General features: G+C 64.4%; 15 protein-coding genes. 8 read left to right on the top strand and 7 right to left on the bottom strand.

Annotated elements, in window-relative coordinates; all coding sequences use genetic code 11:
• Nucleotides 1-5: 5 nt before the first annotated feature.
• The gene (locus QZT63_RS03480) at nt 6-1,715 is read right to left on the bottom strand and encodes a proline--tRNA ligase (protein ID WP_290648623.1); all 1,710 of its coding nucleotides are present in this window, start codon (nt 1,713-1,715) and stop codon (nt 6-8) included.
• Nucleotides 1,716-1,909: 194 nt separating this feature from the next.
• Complete coding sequence (locus tag QZT63_RS03475; protein ID WP_290648622.1) at nt 1,910-2,341, bottom strand: DUF4124 domain-containing protein; 432 nt, start codon at nt 2,339-2,341, stop codon at nt 1,910-1,912.
• Between the two features lie 315 nt (nt 2,342-2,656).
• Here QZT63_RS03475 and ilvN point away from each other — a divergent pair, with 315 nt between their 5' ends.
• The 6 genes from ilvN to QZT63_RS03445 all read left to right on the top strand — a co-directional run bounded on the left by ilvN (nt 2,657) and on the right by QZT63_RS03445 (nt 6,795).
• Nucleotides 2,657-3,151: an acetolactate synthase small subunit gene (gene ilvN / locus QZT63_RS03470; RefSeq protein ID WP_290648621.1), complete on the top strand. Its 495-nt coding sequence runs from the start codon at nt 2,657-2,659 to the stop codon at nt 3,149-3,151.
• A gap of 66 nt (nt 3,152-3,217) precedes the next feature.
• Complete coding sequence (gene ilvC / locus QZT63_RS03465; protein WP_290648620.1) at nt 3,218-4,234, top strand: ketol-acid reductoisomerase; 1,017 nt, start codon at nt 3,218-3,220, stop codon at nt 4,232-4,234.
• 129 nt (nt 4,235-4,363) lie between these two features.
• Complete coding sequence (pssA, locus tag QZT63_RS03460) at nt 4,364-5,131, top strand: CDP-diacylglycerol--serine O-phosphatidyltransferase (RefSeq protein ID WP_290648619.1); 768 nt, start codon at nt 4,364-4,366, stop codon at nt 5,129-5,131.
• Between the two features lie 82 nt (nt 5,132-5,213).
• Nucleotides 5,214-5,987, top strand: coding sequence for a uracil-DNA glycosylase (locus tag QZT63_RS03455; protein WP_290648618.1), 774 nt, complete (start codon nt 5,214-5,216; stop codon nt 5,985-5,987).
• Nucleotides 5,984-6,493: a ribosomal protein S18-alanine N-acetyltransferase gene (gene rimI, locus QZT63_RS03450; RefSeq protein WP_290648616.1), complete on the top strand. Its 510-nt coding sequence runs from the start codon at nt 5,984-5,986 to the stop codon at nt 6,491-6,493. The genes QZT63_RS03455 and rimI overlap by 4 nt, the downstream gene beginning before the upstream one ends.
• Nucleotides 6,494-6,567: 74 nt before the next feature.
• Nucleotides 6,568-6,795, top strand: coding sequence for a DUF2970 domain-containing protein (locus tag QZT63_RS03445; protein ID WP_290648614.1), 228 nt, complete (start codon nt 6,568-6,570; stop codon nt 6,793-6,795).
• A gap of 88 nt (nt 6,796-6,883) precedes the next feature.
• On the opposite strand, the gene QZT63_RS03440 is transcribed toward QZT63_RS03445, so the two are convergent.
• The 3 genes from QZT63_RS03440 to QZT63_RS03430 all read right to left on the bottom strand — a co-directional run bounded on the left by QZT63_RS03440 (nt 6,884) and on the right by QZT63_RS03430 (nt 11,673).
• Entirely contained in the window at nt 6,884-9,655 is a 2,772-nt protein-coding gene (locus QZT63_RS03440) for a valine--tRNA ligase (RefSeq protein WP_290648612.1), read from the bottom strand.
• 69 nt (nt 9,656-9,724) lie between these two features.
• A complete protein-coding gene (locus tag QZT63_RS03435; RefSeq protein WP_290648610.1) occupies nt 9,725-10,159 on the bottom strand; it encodes a DNA polymerase III subunit chi in 435 nt (144 codons plus the stop codon).
• A gap of 20 nt (nt 10,160-10,179) precedes the next feature.
• Nucleotides 10,180-11,673, bottom strand: coding sequence for a leucyl aminopeptidase (locus tag QZT63_RS03430; protein WP_290648608.1), 1,494 nt, complete (start codon nt 11,671-11,673; stop codon nt 10,180-10,182).
• 311 nt (nt 11,674-11,984) lie between these two features.
• On the opposite strand from QZT63_RS03430, the gene lptF reads away from it, so the two are divergent.
• Both lptF and lptG read left to right on the top strand, forming a co-directional pair.
• A complete protein-coding gene (gene lptF, locus QZT63_RS03425) occupies nt 11,985-13,103 on the top strand; it encodes an LPS export ABC transporter permease LptF (RefSeq protein WP_290648606.1) in 1,119 nt (372 codons plus the stop codon).
• Nucleotides 13,100-14,161 (top strand): LPS export ABC transporter permease LptG, encoded by a 1,062-nt coding sequence (lptG, locus tag QZT63_RS03420; protein ID WP_290648604.1) that lies wholly within the window; start codon nt 13,100-13,102, stop codon nt 14,159-14,161. Before lptF ends, lptG begins: the two co-directional genes overlap by 4 nt.
• Nucleotides 14,162-14,194: 33 nt before the next feature.
• Here lptG and QZT63_RS03415 read toward each other — a convergent pair whose 3' ends face one another.
• Together QZT63_RS03415 and QZT63_RS03410 are read right to left on the bottom strand one after the other, a co-directional pair.
• Complete coding sequence (locus tag QZT63_RS03415; protein ID WP_290648602.1) at nt 14,195-14,692, bottom strand: RDD family protein; 498 nt, start codon at nt 14,690-14,692, stop codon at nt 14,195-14,197.
• A 371-nt stretch (nt 14,693-15,063) separates the two neighbouring features.
• Entirely contained in the window at nt 15,064-15,675 is a 612-nt protein-coding gene (locus tag QZT63_RS03410) for a 2Fe-2S iron-sulfur cluster-binding protein (protein WP_290648600.1), read from the bottom strand.
• Nucleotides 15,676-15,873: the final 198 nt, after the last annotated feature.

Below are 15,873 nucleotides of genomic sequence, written 5' to 3'. Positions count from 1 at the left end.
CAGCCTCAGCGCCCCATCGCGGCGCGCACGTGCTCCACCACATCATCGACGCCAATGTCCTGATTCTCCGTGTCCCTGCGCCCCCGGTACTCGACGGTGCCTCGCTCCAGCCCGCGCTCGCCAATGGCGATGCGATGGGGGATGCCGATGAGTTCGATGTCCGCGAACTTGACGCCGGGACGGGCGTCCCGATCGTCCAGCAGGGCGTCCATCCCGGCGTCGAGCAGTGCCTGGTAGATACGTTCGGCGGCCTCGCGCACGCACGGGGATCTCTGCATGTTGATGCCGACAACGGCGACCTGGAACGGGGCGATGGCCTCGGGCCAGATCATGCCATTGGCATCGTGGTTCTGCTCGATGGCCGCGGCCACGATGCGCGAGACGCCGATGCCGTAGCAGCCCATGTGGACAGGCTGGCTGGCGCCGTGCTCATCCAGGATGGTCGCGTCCATGGCCTCGCTATACTTGGTGCCGAGTTGGAAAATATGACCCACCTCGATGCCCCGGGCGACACGCAGCCGGCCGCGACCATCCGGGCTCGGGTCGCCGGCCCCGGCATCACGCAGGTCCGCTGACAGGGGCTCCGGCAGGTCCCGTGTCCAGTTCACACCGGTGAGGTGCTGACCACTCCGATTGGCGCCACAGACAAAATCCGCCATCACCACTGCGGCATGGTCGGCAATCAATGGAACATCCAGACCCACGGGGCCGACGGAACCGGCGCCGCAGCCCGCAACCTCGCGAATGGTGGACTCATCGGCGAGGGTCAGCGGTGCGGCAACCGCGGGGTGTTTCTCGGCCTTGAGTTCGTTGAGGCTGTGGTCGCCGCGCAGCAAAAGTGCCACGACCGGTGACTCCTTGCCGCGGACGAGCAGGGTCTTGAGGCAGCGCGCCACCGGTATGTCGAGGCAAGCCGCCAGCTCGCCCATGGTGTGTACGCCAGGGGTATCGACGACGGCCATCTGTGCACTGGGAGCGGGGCGGGGCGACTCCGGGGGCAGGGTGGGTGCGAGTTCCACGTTGGCGGCGTAATCGCTGCCGTCGGAGAAGACGATGGCATCTTCCCCCGAGTCCGCCAGGACGTGGAACTCATGGGAGATGCTGCCGCCGATGGCGCCGGAATCCGCCTGCACGGCGCGGAAGGAGAGCCCGGTGCGGGTAAAGATCCGGTTGTAGGCGTCGTACATGACCTGGTAGGTCGCCGCCAGGGAGGTCTCGTTGACATGAAACGAATAGGCGTCCTTCATCAGGAATTCCCGGGCGCGCATAACGCCGAAACGCGGTCGGGTTTCGTCCCGGAACTTGGTCTGGATCTGATAGAGGTTCACCGGAAGCTGCTTGTAACTGCGGATCTCACGCCGCACCAGGTCCGTAATCACTTCCTCATGGGTGGGGCCGTAGCAGAAATCGCGCTCGTGGCGGTCCTGAAAGCGCAGCAACAGGGGGCCGAACGCGCTCCAGCGGCCTGTCTCTTGCCAAAGTTCCCCGGGTTGAACCGCCGGCATCAGCAGTTCCACAGCGCCGCTGCGATTCATTTCCTCACGCACGATGGCCTCGACCCGCCGCAGCACCCGAAGGCCCAGCGGCATCCACGTGTAGAGGCCTGCCGCGAGCTTGCGGATCATGCCCGCACGCAGCATGAGTTGGTGACTGACGATTTCGGCGTCTGCCGGGGTTTCCTTGGTGGTCGAAAGGGGGAATCGCGAGAGTCGCATCGGCAGATCAGGTTCCTTGTTGCGGATGGATGAGCGCCGGAGCCAGCCGGGGCGCACAGATTACCCTAGCGGCACGCCAGGAGCGAGACCGGTGCCACACTCGCCACGGGCTAAGGCAACTGATCGCAAACGGGGCCTCGCTACGGCGCCATTGGGGCGCCCCGTTGAGCCATGTGCTCTCGAGCCACGCTTGCTTAGCAGTGCGCATCGATGAACGCCTCGGCCTCGGCCAGCCGCTCTTCGCGCTCTTCCGGCTCGAGCACCCGCGACTCACCGCCGTCCTCGCGAACACGGCGCACCGATTCGTCGGAGAGGACATCGACATTCTGGCGGGCGTTGTCGCAAGCCTCCGCAAGGGCCGCGTCCTGCTGCGCAGCGTCGGTTGCGCTCGGCTGGGCGTCGTCAGCCTGTTTATTGCCCTCGGACTCCACCTCCGCTTCGCTCGTTGACGCCTCGCCGGGGGACGAGGCGGCTCCGGGGCGGGGATCCAGCCGTTCGGCGGCCACGCCCGCCGGCGGAGTCTCACCGAAGTGAACCTGCCCGTCGGCGTCTTTCCACGTGTAAATGTCAGCGAGCGCCGGCGCGGCGAGTAATGCACCGAGTGCAGCGGCGAGTAGTTTGTTCATGGTTAGATCGACTCCCTGATATAACGGCATTCAGCGTACGGCCCGCTCGCGGCCGGTTCCGCACTGGGTGCGCGGCCTGGGCCGCAACGTACTGCCTTGACGTTCCTGGCCATCCACAGTAATTTTGCCACCTTTCACTAGCCCGCTTGGGAAGTAGCGGAACGACCGCCAGCCTGCGGGGCTCGCGTGTTGGTTGCTTCCGATGGGCGGTTTCTCATGCGTATCTTATTGCCGCCGGGTGCCTTGGCCCGATCATGGATCCGTTGCGGGCTCTCAGGCCTTGCGGTTAAGAACGCTGGACGGATTCCTGGATCTATGCGGCACATTATTTCCATCCTGGTCGAAAACGAGTTCGGTGCTCTGTCCCGGGTCGCGGGTCTTTTTTCTGCTCGAGGCTACAATATCGAATGCCTGACGGTGGCGCCTACCGACGACCCCACACTTTCGCGCATGACCCTGGTGACGATCGGTGACGACAGCATCATCGAGCAGATCATCAAGCAGCTTAATAAGCTGCTTGACATCGTCAAGGTCATGGATATGACCGAAGGCAGCCACATCGAGCGTGAGATGATGCTGGTGAAGGTGGCGGCGTCCACGGGTGACTCGCGTGAGGAGATCAAGCGGCTCAGCGATATATTCCGCGGCAGGATCCTGGACGTGACCGAGCGGGTCTACACAGTGGAGTTGACCGGAAACAGCCAGAAGCTCGATGCCTTCATCGAGACGCTTGGCCACAGCACGATTCTCGAAGTCGTACGTTCCGGGGTGATCGGCATCTCACGGGGCGAAAAGCATTTGCGGGTCTGAAGCGCTTGGCCCGGAGTCGAACCAGCGCCTGCTGCAACGAGTTCAACCAGACCCAACGGGGGCACAATGAAAGTCTACTACGATAAGGACGCCGACCTGTCCATGATCCAGAACCGAAAGGTCGCCATTATCGGCTATGGTTCGCAGGGGCACGCCCACGCGAACAATCTGAAGGAATCCGGTGTGGCGGTGGTTGTGGGGCTGCGCGAGGGCTCGGCTTCCGCTGACAAGGCCCGCACCGCCGGGCTGGAGGTGGCCAGCGTCGAAGAGGCCACCCGCCAGGCGGAGCTGGTTATGATCCTCACGCCCGACGAGCACCAGGGAGCGATCTACAGCCAGCAGATCGAGCCAAACTTGAAAAAAGGTACGGCCATCGCGTTCGCCCACGGTTTCAATATCCACTATGGCCAGATCGAGCCCCGCGCCGACCTGGACGTGATCATGGTGGCGCCCAAGGGGCCCGGCCACCTGGTGCGCTCGACCTACGTCGATGGCGCCGGTGTGCCCTGCCTGGTGGCGATCCAGCAAAACAGCTCCGGACAGGCGAAGGAAGTCGCCATTTCTTACGCCTCCGCCATCGGCGGTGGCCGCGCCGGGGTCATCGAGACATCCTTCCGCGAAGAGACGGAAACCGATCTCTTTGGCGAGCAAGTGGTGCTCTGCGGCGGGCTGACCGCGCTCATCCAGGGTGGTTTCGAAACCTTGACCGAGGCCGGTTACAGCCCCGAGATGGCGTACTTCGAGTGCCTCCACGAGGTCAAGCTCATTGTCGATCTGCTCTACGAGGGCGGCATTGCCAACATGCGCTACTCAATCTCCAACACCGCCGAGTACGGCGATTTCGTCAGCGGCCCCCGGGTGATCAACGAGGAATCCCGCAAGGCCATGAAGGCCATTCTGCAGGAGATCCAGGATGGCACCTTCGCCCGCGAGTTCATTCTCGAGAACCAAGCCAATGCCCCTACACTCAAGGCCCGCCGCCGCCTTGCCCGGGAGCATTCCATTGAGGTGGTGGGCGCAAAGCTGCGGGATATGATGCCTTGGATCCGGCAGAAGCAGCTGGTGGATCGCAGCAAGAACTGACTCTAACCCGAGCACCGGTGCGCTCCTGCGCGGCGCCGGTGCTCTGCCCGGTCGGCCAGCCCCGGGCCAGTTATGCTAACGTCTGGGTTCTCTGAAAGAGTTTTGCCCAACTGAGCGGATCAACCCGGCATGGCCGCAGAGCATCAGACCAAGAGGCGGCGGGGCATTTATCTCCTGCCCAATCTATTCACGACGGCGGGGCTGTTCTTCGGCTTTTTCGCCATCGTCTCAGGCATCAATGGCGACTTCCATCTTGCGGCCATCGGCATTTTTATCGCCATGATCATGGACGGGCTGGACGGCCGTGTCGCCCGCCTGACCAACACACAGAGCGATTTCGGCCTCCAGTTCGACAGCCTCTCGGACATGGTCTGCTTCGGTCTGGCGCCGGCGCTGGTCATGTATCAATGGGCGCTTGGCGATCTCGCGGGCTTAGGCACGGTCTGGAGCAAGCTGGGCTGGCTCGGCGCATTCACGTATGCGGCCTGTGCGGCCCTGCGACTGGCGCGGTTCAACACCCAGGCGGGGGTGGCCGAGAAGCGTTACTTCCAGGGGTTGCCGAGTCCCGCGGCGGCGGCAGCGCTTGCGAGCATGGTCTGGTCTGGTGCGGCCCTGGGTCTGGATGGCAGCGTCGCAAAGGTGGTGGCGCTCGTGGCGACCGTGACCGCGGGCCTGTTGATGGTGAGCAACTTTCGCTATTACAGTTTCAAGGAATTCGACTTCCGCTACCGCGTCCCATTTATTTTTCTGGTGGCGCTGGTTGTGATTATCGCCTTTGCCGCGATCCATCCGCCGGTGGTCCTGTTCGTGGGCTTCCTGGCCTACGCCGCGTCGGGTCCGGCGCTGACCGTGCTGCGGCGGCGTCGCCAGCGCACAGCCGTTCGGCGCGGGCGATAGGGGGAAACTGGATGCCCCGCCGGGTCCGGCACGACAGATCGCGTGTTGATGTGCCGTATTGCCGGCATTCGCGGGTGAGACGATGAGTGGTGACGAGGAACGCTCACGGCGCCAGCAGCTATTGCGTCGGATGGGCATCGATGTCTGGGTGCGTCGGGACGATCCGCCGCCGGCGGTGCTGGAGCCGCCGGCGGACCGAGTTGCGCAGGCAAGGGATGGCGATGCGCGGCAGGCACAAGGGGCAGCCGTCTATGCTCCCGGCGCGCCGGACATCGCCCATATGGACTGGCAAAGCCTCGCGCAGTCCGTGGCCGGATGCACCCGCTGTCCCCTGTGCCACAGCCGGACCCAGACCGTATTCGGCGTCGGTCGGCGGGATGCGGATATACTCGTCGTTGGCGAGGCGCCCGGCGCCGAAGAAGATCGCCAGGGCGAGCCGTTCGTGGGTCGGGCCGGGCAATTGCTGGACAACATGCTGCGCGCCTTGGGTTACAGTCGCGAGCGGGTGTTCATCGCCAACATGCTCAAGTGCCGCCCCCCCCGAAACCGAGACCCGGGCGCGGAGGAGGTGGAGGCCTGCCGCCCCTATCTGGCCCGGCAGATCGAGCTGGTCCGGCCCAGTGTCATCCTGGCGCTCGGGCGCATTGCCGCGCAGAATCTTCTTGGCTCCGACAGGCCGCTGCGCACGCTCCGCCAGCAGGTGCATACACTACAACAGCGCGCGATCCCGGTCGTGGTGAGCTATCATCCGGCGTATCTCCTGCGCACGCCGCAGGACAAGGCCAAGGCCTGGGACGATCTCAAACGCCTGCGCGAACTTCTGCCGGAGCGAGCAGAGCGGGAGGGCACAGCATGAATGCGGTGGTCACTACCCCCGATGTAGCCGAACTGCGGCGGATGCGCGAGCATGATCTGCCCGAAGTGCTGACCATCGAGCGCAGCGCGTATTATTTTCCTTGGACGGCGTCCGTCTTCCGCGATTGCATGCGTGTCGGTTATGGCTGCTGGGTGCTGGTCGCGGACGGGCGGGTCAGAGGCTACTTGGTGATGTCGGTGGTAGCCGGTGAAGGGCATGTGCTCAACATCTGTGTCGATCCGGAGTGCCATGGCCAGGGCTATGGCCGAACGCTGTTAGGGGCGGCGCTGGATCATGCCGCGCGGCTGGGCGCGGCGACGGTGTTTCTCGAAGTACGGCCATCCAACCGTCGCGCGGTGGAGCTCTACATGCAGAACGGGTTTTGTGAGGTGGGGATGCGACCGCAGTACTATCCGGTCCAGGGCGGCCGCCGCGAGGACGCGCTCATCCTCGCCCGGGATCTCGGCTGCGGCGCGGGCGGGTTCGGCTACACCACGTCGTCGTGACGCGAACAGGGCGCGCCGGTTCGCCAGCCAGGTAGCACGCTAATGTGCCGTGCGGGATCAACAGTGGAGGCGTCATGACCGATCAGGACCCGCATCAGCAACAACGCAAACCGACGCTCTGGCAGGTGGTGCAGAGTGTGCTTGCCGGTGCTCTGGGAGTCCAGAGCAATGCGGCGCGCAAACGCGATTTCTCCACCAGCAGCCCCATGCCCTACATCGTGGGTGGCATCGTCTTCACGGTGCTGTTGATCGTGATCTTGGTCGTGGTGGTCAACGTGGTGCTCCGCTCCGCCGGGGGGTAACCGGCAGACCGGCGCCTCCCCCGCGAATCATACGAACAGCGCCCTCAGCAATCGTACGGGCCGCCCTGTGAAATCGTCCCCAGTCACCTTAAAGGTGCTCGATGCGCGCGTACTGATCGTCGAGCTGTGCCAGGGTGGCACGCCGCGCTTCCTGGCGTTGCCGTTCCTGGTCGACGACCTCGGCGGGCGCCTTTTCCACGAAACTGCTGTTGGCCAACTTGCGGTCCGTCTTCTCGAGCTCCTTGCGCACTTTGGTACGTTCCTTGTCCAGCCGCGCCAACTCGGCATGCTTGTCGATCAGGCCCTTCATCGGCACCAGCACCTGCATGTCTCCAACCAGCGCGATGGCTGCCTCCGGGGCTGGCTGGTCCGACGCCAGCCAGTCCATGCGCTCCAGGCGGGCCAGGCGACTCAGGAAGACACCGTAGGCGTCGAGACGGCCCGTGTCCTTTGCACTGCCCTTTTGCAGCAACACGGGCAGGGCGCGGTTGGGGGAGATGTCCATTTCGCCGCGGATGCGCCGGACCCCCAGGATGAAGGCCTGAATCCAGGCGACATCGTCTTCCGCGCGGGTGTCCACCCTGGCGCCGTCGGCCACCGGGAAGGACTCCAGCATGATCGTCGGCCCTTGCTTGCCGGCGAGCCGCGCGACCCGTTGCCAGATCTCTTCGGTAATGAAGGGCATCATGGGGTGGGCGAGCCGCAGGACGGTCTCGAGGACCTGCACCAGGGTCTGGCGCGTCCCGCGCCGCAACGCCGCCTCCTGCGGGGACTGCAGAACGGGTTTGGAGAGCTCCAGGTACCAGTCGCAGTACTCGTTCCAGACGAAGTCATAGAGCGCCTGGGAGGCGAGATCGAGCCGGTAGGCGTCAATGTTGCGGTTGATCTCCGTGGTGGCTGCCTCAAGGCGCGAGCGGATCCAGCGGTCGGCGACAGTGTAGTGGATCTCCGCGTCCGGGGCGGCCCCGCAATCCTCGCCCTCGGTGTTCATCAGGACATAGCGGGCGGCGTTCCACAGCTTGTTGCAGAAATTGCGATAACCGTCGGCGCGGCCCATGTCAAAGACCACGTCGCGCCCGGTGGTGGCCAGGGAGCAGAAGGTAAAGCGCAGAGCGTCGGCGCCGTGGGAGGCGATGCCCTGCGGGAAGGCCTTGCGGGTCATCGCCTCGACCTGCTTGGCGAGTTGTGGCTGCATCATGCCCGAGGTGCGCTTTTCCACCAGGGTGTCGAGGTCAATGCCGTCGATGATGTCGATGGGGTCGAGGACATTGCCTTTGGATTTGGACATCTTCTGACCACTTGAATCGCGGACCAGCCCGTGGATGTACACCTCGCGGAATGGCACCTCCTCCATGAACTTCATGCCCATCATGATCATCCGGGCGACCCAGAAGAAGATGATATCGAAGCCGGTGACCAGCACGTTCGTGGGGTAGAATGTGCGCAGCTCGTTGGTGTCCTCCGGCCAGCCCAAGGTGGAAAATGGCCACAGAGCCGAGGAGAACCACGTGTCGAGCACGTCCTCGTCCTGGCTGAGCTCCACGTCCCGGCCATGGTGGGCGCGCGCCTTCCCCCGTGCCGCCTCCTCGTTACGGGCCACAAAGACATTGCCGTCGGTGTCGTACCAGGCCGGGATGCGGTGGCCCCACCAGATTTGCCGGGAGATGCACCAGTCCTCGATGCGGCGCATCCAGTCGAAATACGTGTTCTTCCAGTTATCCGGCACGAAGCGGATGCGCCCGTCCTCCACGGCCTCGATGGCCGGGCCTGCGAGCGGCTGCGCGCGCACGAACCACTGGTCTGTCAGGAACGGCTCGATCACGGCGTGGGTGCGGTCACCGCGCGGGACCATGAGCGTGTGTTTGTCCGTCGCCTCCAGCAGGCCCGCCGCCTTCAGGTCCGCCACCACCTGGTCCCGCGCCTCGAAGCGGTCGAGCCCCCGGTAGGCGGCCGGTGCATTGTCGTTGATGCGGGCGTCTTCCGTGAGGACATTGATCTTCGGCAGCGCGTGACGCTCACCCACGGCGTAGTCGTTGAAATCGTGCGCTGGCGTGATTTTTAGACAGCCGGAGCCGAATTCCGGATCCACATAGTCGTCGGCGATCACCGGGATCTGCCGGCCCGTGAGTGGCAGCTCCACGGTCTTGCCGACCAGATGGCTGAAGCGCTCGTCTTGCGGGTGGACCGCCACCGCGGTATCGCCGAGCATGGTCTCCGGGCGGGTGGTGGCCACGGTGACATGGCCACTGCCATCCGCCAGCGGATAGCGCATGCGCCAGATATGGCCTTGCTCCTCCTCAGAGACCACCTCCAGATCGGAGACGGCTGTGCGCAGTACCGGATCCCAGTTGACCAGGCGTTTGCCGCGGTAGATCAGACCCTCGTCGAAGAGTCGCACGAAGACCTCGCGCACGGCATTGGAGAGGCCCGCATCCATGGTGAATCGCTCCCGCGACCAGTCCACGGAGGCGCCCATTCGGCGCAACTGCCGCGTAATGGTGCCGCCGGATTCCTGCCGCCACTCCCAGATGCGCTGAATGAACGCCTCGCGCCCCAGGTCGTGCCGGTTTTTGCCCTCGGCGTTGAGCTGACGCTCCACTACCATCTGCGTGGCGATCCCCGCGTGGTCCGTGCCCGGCTGCCAGAGGGTGTTGTTGCCCTGCATGCGGTGATAACGGATGAGGACATCCATGATGGTGTCCTGGAACGCATGGCCCATGTGCAAGGTGCCGGTAACGTTGGGCGGCGGGATCATGATGCAGTAGGGCTCACCCTCGCCTGACGGCGCGAAGTAGTGCTCCCGCTCCCAGGTGGCGTACCAGCGCTGTTCAATCCGGTGTGGGTCGTACGTCTTGTCCATGCGTCGCCTGTGTGTCGGTCGATGGGAATGATGTCAGTGCCTTAGCGTGCCAGCCTGCCCCTTCTTGCGTCACGAGACATCCACCGTGCGGTGCTCGGGCTCGATACCCCGCTCCCGGTACCAGCGAAAGCGGTTGCGCGCAGCCTGGCGGACCGCTTGGTCGTCATCGCCAACCTCGACGATGCGCCGAAACCGCTCCGGGGCCGCCACGGGATCGGGCGCGAGATTGACCAGCAGATCGGGCTCGCCGCGACTTGGGGCATCACCAGTGCCAATCAGTACGGCCTCGTCCGCCGCCCCCGGGGCGTCGATCGCGTGAGGGACGAAGCTGCGGTCGCGAAAGGTCCACAGCAGTGCGTCGAGCTCGCTGGCGAGCGCCTCATCCGCCACGCGCAGATACACGCGGTGATTGCGTGCGCGCGCCTTGTCCGTGAGTCGGCAGGCGTAGATCAGCCGCGTGTGCGCGTCACTGGACGACAAAATATGGAAGTCAACCCGCACCATGGTTCAACAGCCTGCGCTGATCAGCATGCCCGATCCAGCAGCCACTGGCTCAGCAACGCGACGGGGCGGCCCGTGGCCCCTTTCTGATCGCCGGACTTCCAGGCCGTGCCTGCGATGTCCAGGTGGGCCCAGCGGTAGCGCCGTGTGTATCGGCTGAGAAAACAGCCTGCCGTGATGGATCCCGCCGGCTGTCCACCGATATTCGCCATGTCAGCAAAGTTGCTCTTGAGCTGCTCCTGGTACTCATCGCCCATGGGCAGCTCCCACGCGCGGTCGCCTGCCGCCTTGCCCGCGCTGAGCAGCTCATTGACGAGCGTGCTGCTATTGCCCATAAGGCCGTGCGTGTGATGCCCAAGCGCCACGATGGCGGCGCCGGTCAGGGTGGCGATATCCACCACGGCGGCGGGACGGAAGCGCTCCGCGTAGGTCAACGCATCGCACAGGACCAGGCGCCCTTCCGCGTCGGTGTTGAGCACCTCGATGGTTTGGCTGGACATGCTGGTGATGATGTCGCCGGGCTTGATAGCGCGGCCATCGGGCATGTTCTCGGCCGCGGCAATGATGCCCACCACGTTAATGGGCAATTCCAGCTCCGCGACGGCCTGCATGGTGCCGAACACGCTGGCTGCACCGCACATGTCGAACTTCATCTCGTCCATGCTGGCACTGGGCTTGATCGATATACCCCCCGTATCGAACGTGATGCCTTTGCCCACCAGGGTGTAGGGAGCGGTATCGTTGTCGCCGCCGCGGTAGTGGACGACGATTAAACGGGCTTCCTCCTGGCTGCCGCGGGAGACGGCGAGCAGCGCGCCCATGCCGAGTTCCTCCATCGCCGTCTCGTCGAGGAGTTGCGCCTCCAGGCGTGGGTGCCTTGCCGCCAGGTCCCCGGCCTGTTCCCCGAGGTATCGCGGCGTGCAATAATTACCGGGCAGATTTCCCAGGTCGCGGGCGAGATTCATACCTCGCCCCATGGCATGCCCTTCCCGGGCTGCCTTGTCGCCGTCGCCGAGTTCGCGACGGCTCGGGACGCTAAACGTAATGCGTCGCAGGGCTACTCCCGGCGCATCGCCCTTGCCCGTCTTCAGCCGGTCGAAACGGTATTGCAGCGTCTCCATCGTGCGGGCCCCCGTGCGGATGCGCCAGAACACATCCCGGCCCTTGACGCCGATCTCGCTGAGATAACAGGTGGCCTCGCTGGCACCGGAGTTTCGCAGTGCCGCGTCCATGGTCTCAATGGCCTTGCTGAAGGCGCGGTCATCACATTCCCGCTCCCGTCCCAGCCCGATCAGCAACACACGATCGCATACAAGCCCGGCAATCCTGTGCAGCATCAGGGATTGCCCCTGGCGGCCGTCCATGTCGCCGCGGCGTACCAGTTGGGACAGGTAGCCATCGCAGGCCTGGTCCAGCTGCGTGGCGGCACTGGACAGGCGGCGGTGCTCCAATACGCCGACGACGACACAGGCTGATCGCTGCTTTTCCGGACTACCGCTCTTGACGGCGTATTCCAAGTGCAACTCCTCGGTCGTGGCCTTGTCTGTGGAACTATCCTCAGTCTGTCAAGGAAGCGCGCGCCTGACCGGCGCTCACTGGTATCCTCTTGCCCCTTGGGCAGCGCTGAACGGCTGCGGCCGTCCCGTTGCCGAGTCGGCGACGGCGCACCCGCCCAGTGCGGCAGTCTAACGCAGCATTCTGCAGGAATCGCGGGGGAGAGGCCACCGGCGAACCGAACAGCCTTTCTTGCGAAGTTTTCTACCGACAACGCACGGTGCCGCGCCGCGCGGGCAATACGGTTGCTTAACTGAAAGAAGAGGGTGCCAGCGTGGGACTTTCCATTGTCAGTCGCTACCTGATCCGCGAGATCGCCCAGGCTTGGCTGGCGGTCACGCTGGTGCTTGTGGCCGTGCTTTTCACCAATCGCCTGGTGCGTTACCTCGGTGATGCGGCAAGCGGCAGCCTGCCGGGCGACATGGTCATGCAGCTCATGGGTTACAAGGCGTTGAGCTACCTGGCCCTCGCCATCCCGGGGAGTTTCTTTCTTGGCATCATACTCGCGCTGGGGCGGCTGTACCGCGACAGCGAAATGGCCGCACTCGGCGCCTGCGGGGTCGGCCCACGGGAGCTCTACCGCGCGCTGGTCATACTGGTGGTGCCGTTGACGGTGGTGATCGCCTGGATGGCTCTGGAAATGGGGCCGTGGGCCGCACGGGAAGGGCGCGAGGCGGAGCAGCTGGCGCGTGAAGCGGTGGAGATCCAGGCGATACGGCCCGGGCGCTTCATCCAGTCGAGTCAGGCGGACGGCATGTTTTATATTGAACGCTTCTCCGAGGACGGAGAGCGCATGCGGAATGTCTTCCTGCAGGCCCGCCGGGGCGGCGAGCAGATCCTGCTGGCAGCCGATGAAGGCTACGTGGAGGCGGACCCGGATACCGGTGATCAGTACCTCATGCTGCTCGACGGGCGGCGCTATGACGGCGTACCCGGGAGTGGCCGCTGGCGGGATTACCGCTACAAGGTTCACGGCGTGCGAATCGCGGAAGGTGAACCGCCCGATGTGCGCGTGCGCCGGGACGGGCAGCCCACGAATGAGCTCTGGGGTTCCGACGATTTGCGGGATACCTCAGAGCTCCAGTGGCGGCTATCCATGCCGGTGATGGTCGTGACCCTTGGGTTGATGGCGATACCCTTGAGCCGCAGTTCGCCACGGGAGGGTCGCTACGGGCGGCTGCTGCTGGCGGTGCTGGTCTACGCCGTGTACTCGAACGGCTTGACCCTGAGCCAGGGTTGGCTCGAGGACGGCACCCTGCCGCCCTGGATTGGGCTCTGGCCCGTGCACGCCATCGTTGCGATCCTGGCGGTGGTGTGGCTCTCCCGTCAGTACGGGCTACTGCAATTGCGACCCGGCAAGGGGAAGCCCGGGCGGAACCGGAGAGGCGCATGAGAATCCTGGACCGCTACATCGCCAAGGCTGTGATTGGCGGCAGCCTAACGGTCCTACTAATTATTGTCTCCATGGAGCTGGTTTTCTCCTTTGTCGAGGAAAGCGCGGATATCGATGACGAATACACCGCGTTGCAGGCGTTATTGCACGTTGGTTTAACCGGACCGCAACGTGCCTACGAAGCCTTCCCGATTGCCACGCTGATCGGCAGTCTTATGACCCTGGGCGGCATGGCGGCGCGCTCAGAGCTTGTGGTCATGCGCGCGGCGGGGATGTCTGTGCTCAACATCGGTCGCTCGGTCATGGTCGCTGGTGTGTTGCTGGCGGTGGTCGCCGCGGCGATTGGCGAATGGGTGGTGCCGCCGGCCGAGCGGGCGTCGCTGGACGTCGAGGTGCAGGCGCGCGGGGGTGACGTCTCCATGCTGAGCCGCGACGGCTTCTGGGCACGGGATGGGCGGCGTTTCATCAGCGTCGGCTCGGCACCCAGTGCCGAGCTGCTCGAGGATGTGACGATTTACGCGTTCGACGGCAACCGGGCCCTGGAGCAGGTGATCACTGCCGGCCGCGCGGCGTACCAAGGCGATGGCTGGTTGCTTCAGGATGTGCGCCGGAACCAGTTCGCGGACAACAGCGTTGCAATTGAGGCTGAAGAGAGCATGTTCTGGGAGGCCGGCCTGAGGCCGGACGTCCTGGACGTGGTGGTGGTGGAGCCTGGGACCCTGTCCATGGTTGATCTGTGGACATACATCGGTTACCTGCAGCGCAATGACCTCGAGAGCGAACACTACGAGCTGGCATTGTGGCTGAAGATCGGCACACCGCTTGCCACGCTGACCATGCTACTGCTCACCATCCCACTGGCCTTCAGTACCTTACGCTCAACGGGCGCCGGGCAGCGCATCTTTGTCGGCGTCATGATCGGTATCGCCTTCTACCTGGCAAACCGGCTGTTGAACCACCTGGGCCTGGTCTACGGAATCCCGCCGATGATCAGCGCCCTGCTGCCCACGCTCGTGTGTCTGGCCGCGGCGGTTTACTTCACCGCGCGCATTCGCTAGGCATTCCCCTGGCTCAATAACGGCCCGCGTAAGTCATTCCCGTGGTTCAACAACGACCCGCGTACCCGCCAAGTGGTCGTGCCAGGCCGGTCGCTGGCGGCTTCCGAGACTCCACAGGAACACCCCCGCTACGGGGATCCAGGCGATGGACGCCAGTCCCATCTGATAGCTCAGAATAAAGATCAGAACCAGCGGGACCCAGGCCAGCAGGGCGGCCCCGTAACGCAGGATGGCCGCCCGCCAGGTCACGGGGCCACTGTCCGCGCGCCGCAGGCGCAGGCGCCATGCTTTCATGCCGAGTGTCTGGCCGCCGTGCGTCCAGCAGTAGCCAAAGAACAAGAACACCACCGTAAGCAGGTAGGCTTGGTAGAGCAGCGTTGCCGGGCCGAGGGCGTCTATGGCTTCACCGCCGGTAACCGGCAACAGCAGCGCCGTTGCAGCGATGACAATAGCGGTCACCAGCATGGAGTCGTAGACAAGCGCGGCGAGCCGCCGGAACAGGCCGGGATACGGTGCCTCGGATTGGGACATGCGCTTTCCTTTCCATTTTCGGAACCGGAATGTACTTTCCGGACAGATGGAGTATACGAAACGATTGAGCGGTGCCACGACACATAGCCGCCAGGGTGAAACAGCCCTGGGCGCTTGAGCAATTGCGCGAGCGACCAGGACGTAACCAAAGCCAAGTGCCATGGAAGTAAAGGAATCGCATGAAAGCGGCTGAACTGTATCAGCCCATCACCAAGTACGCCGCGCAGGTCGCCGAACTGTGCGAGGACACTAGGATAGCGGATCTACGGTCAAGCCGCAGAAGATCGTCTCGGACCTGCGCCAGGCGCTCGCCCCCGAGGATATCGCCATCTCCGACGTGTAGGCGTACACAAGGCGTAGATGGCGCGGCTCTACCCGGCGAAGCGGCCCAATACCTGTATTATCTCCAGCGGCTTTGCCTCTGTGGGCATTGCCGTACCGGGCGCGCTGGCCGGCTGGGTCTCCTTGCCACCGAAACCGCCGCCCATGCGCCGTGTTTCAATGACCACCGCTGACCCCAGTAGCTGATGGTATCCTCGGCGAATACCGGATCGCCGGCGAAGACAGGACCCACGTCGCGCCCGGCAGGCAGATCGTCGGCGGTCATCACCGCGCAGCGCCCGCAGCCGCTCCACCGTCTCCTTTTCGGTGGCGCTGAAGTGGTCGTTACTCCCCAGGCCGTACATGCGCTCGGCGGCGGCGATGATGGGCCGGTAGCCAGTGCAACGGCACAGAGTACCGGCGAGAACATCCTGAATGCGCTGCCGCGAGGGGCGTTTTTCGCTGTGGTACATGGCGAACAGTGACATTACGAATCCGGGGGTATAGAAGCAACACTGAGAACCGTGGCACTCCACCAGGGCCTGTTGCGTCGGGTGCAGGGCACCGTTGGGGCCGTGCAGGCGCCGCAGTCGCCCTCGGCGCAAGCCCTCCTTCGTCCCGGGGAGCTCGGCACGGGTGCGCGGCCACTGCAGGACGGTCATGTTCGGGTACACGGCGTGGACTTCGCGCTCGGTGGTCCCTAGTGTCCTGTCCCGCAAATAACGTTACGATTGTCGCAGCCCTGACGGCCCCTGGCGGCGTTGCGCCTCCTCGCCGTAGTCCCCGCTACGCCTCGTCGGCGCGCCTTGCCAGGAACCGTCAGGATCCACGCCAATTTTCGCAACTTATTTACGGGACAG

Source organism: Aquisalimonas sp., assembly GCF_007120195.1.
Taxonomy (GTDB): domain Bacteria; phylum Pseudomonadota; class Gammaproteobacteria; order Nitrococcales; family Aquisalimonadaceae; genus Aquisalimonas.
The sequence above is the reverse complement of the archived record's forward strand: the minus strand, read 5'-3'. Positions and strand labels throughout refer to the sequence as shown.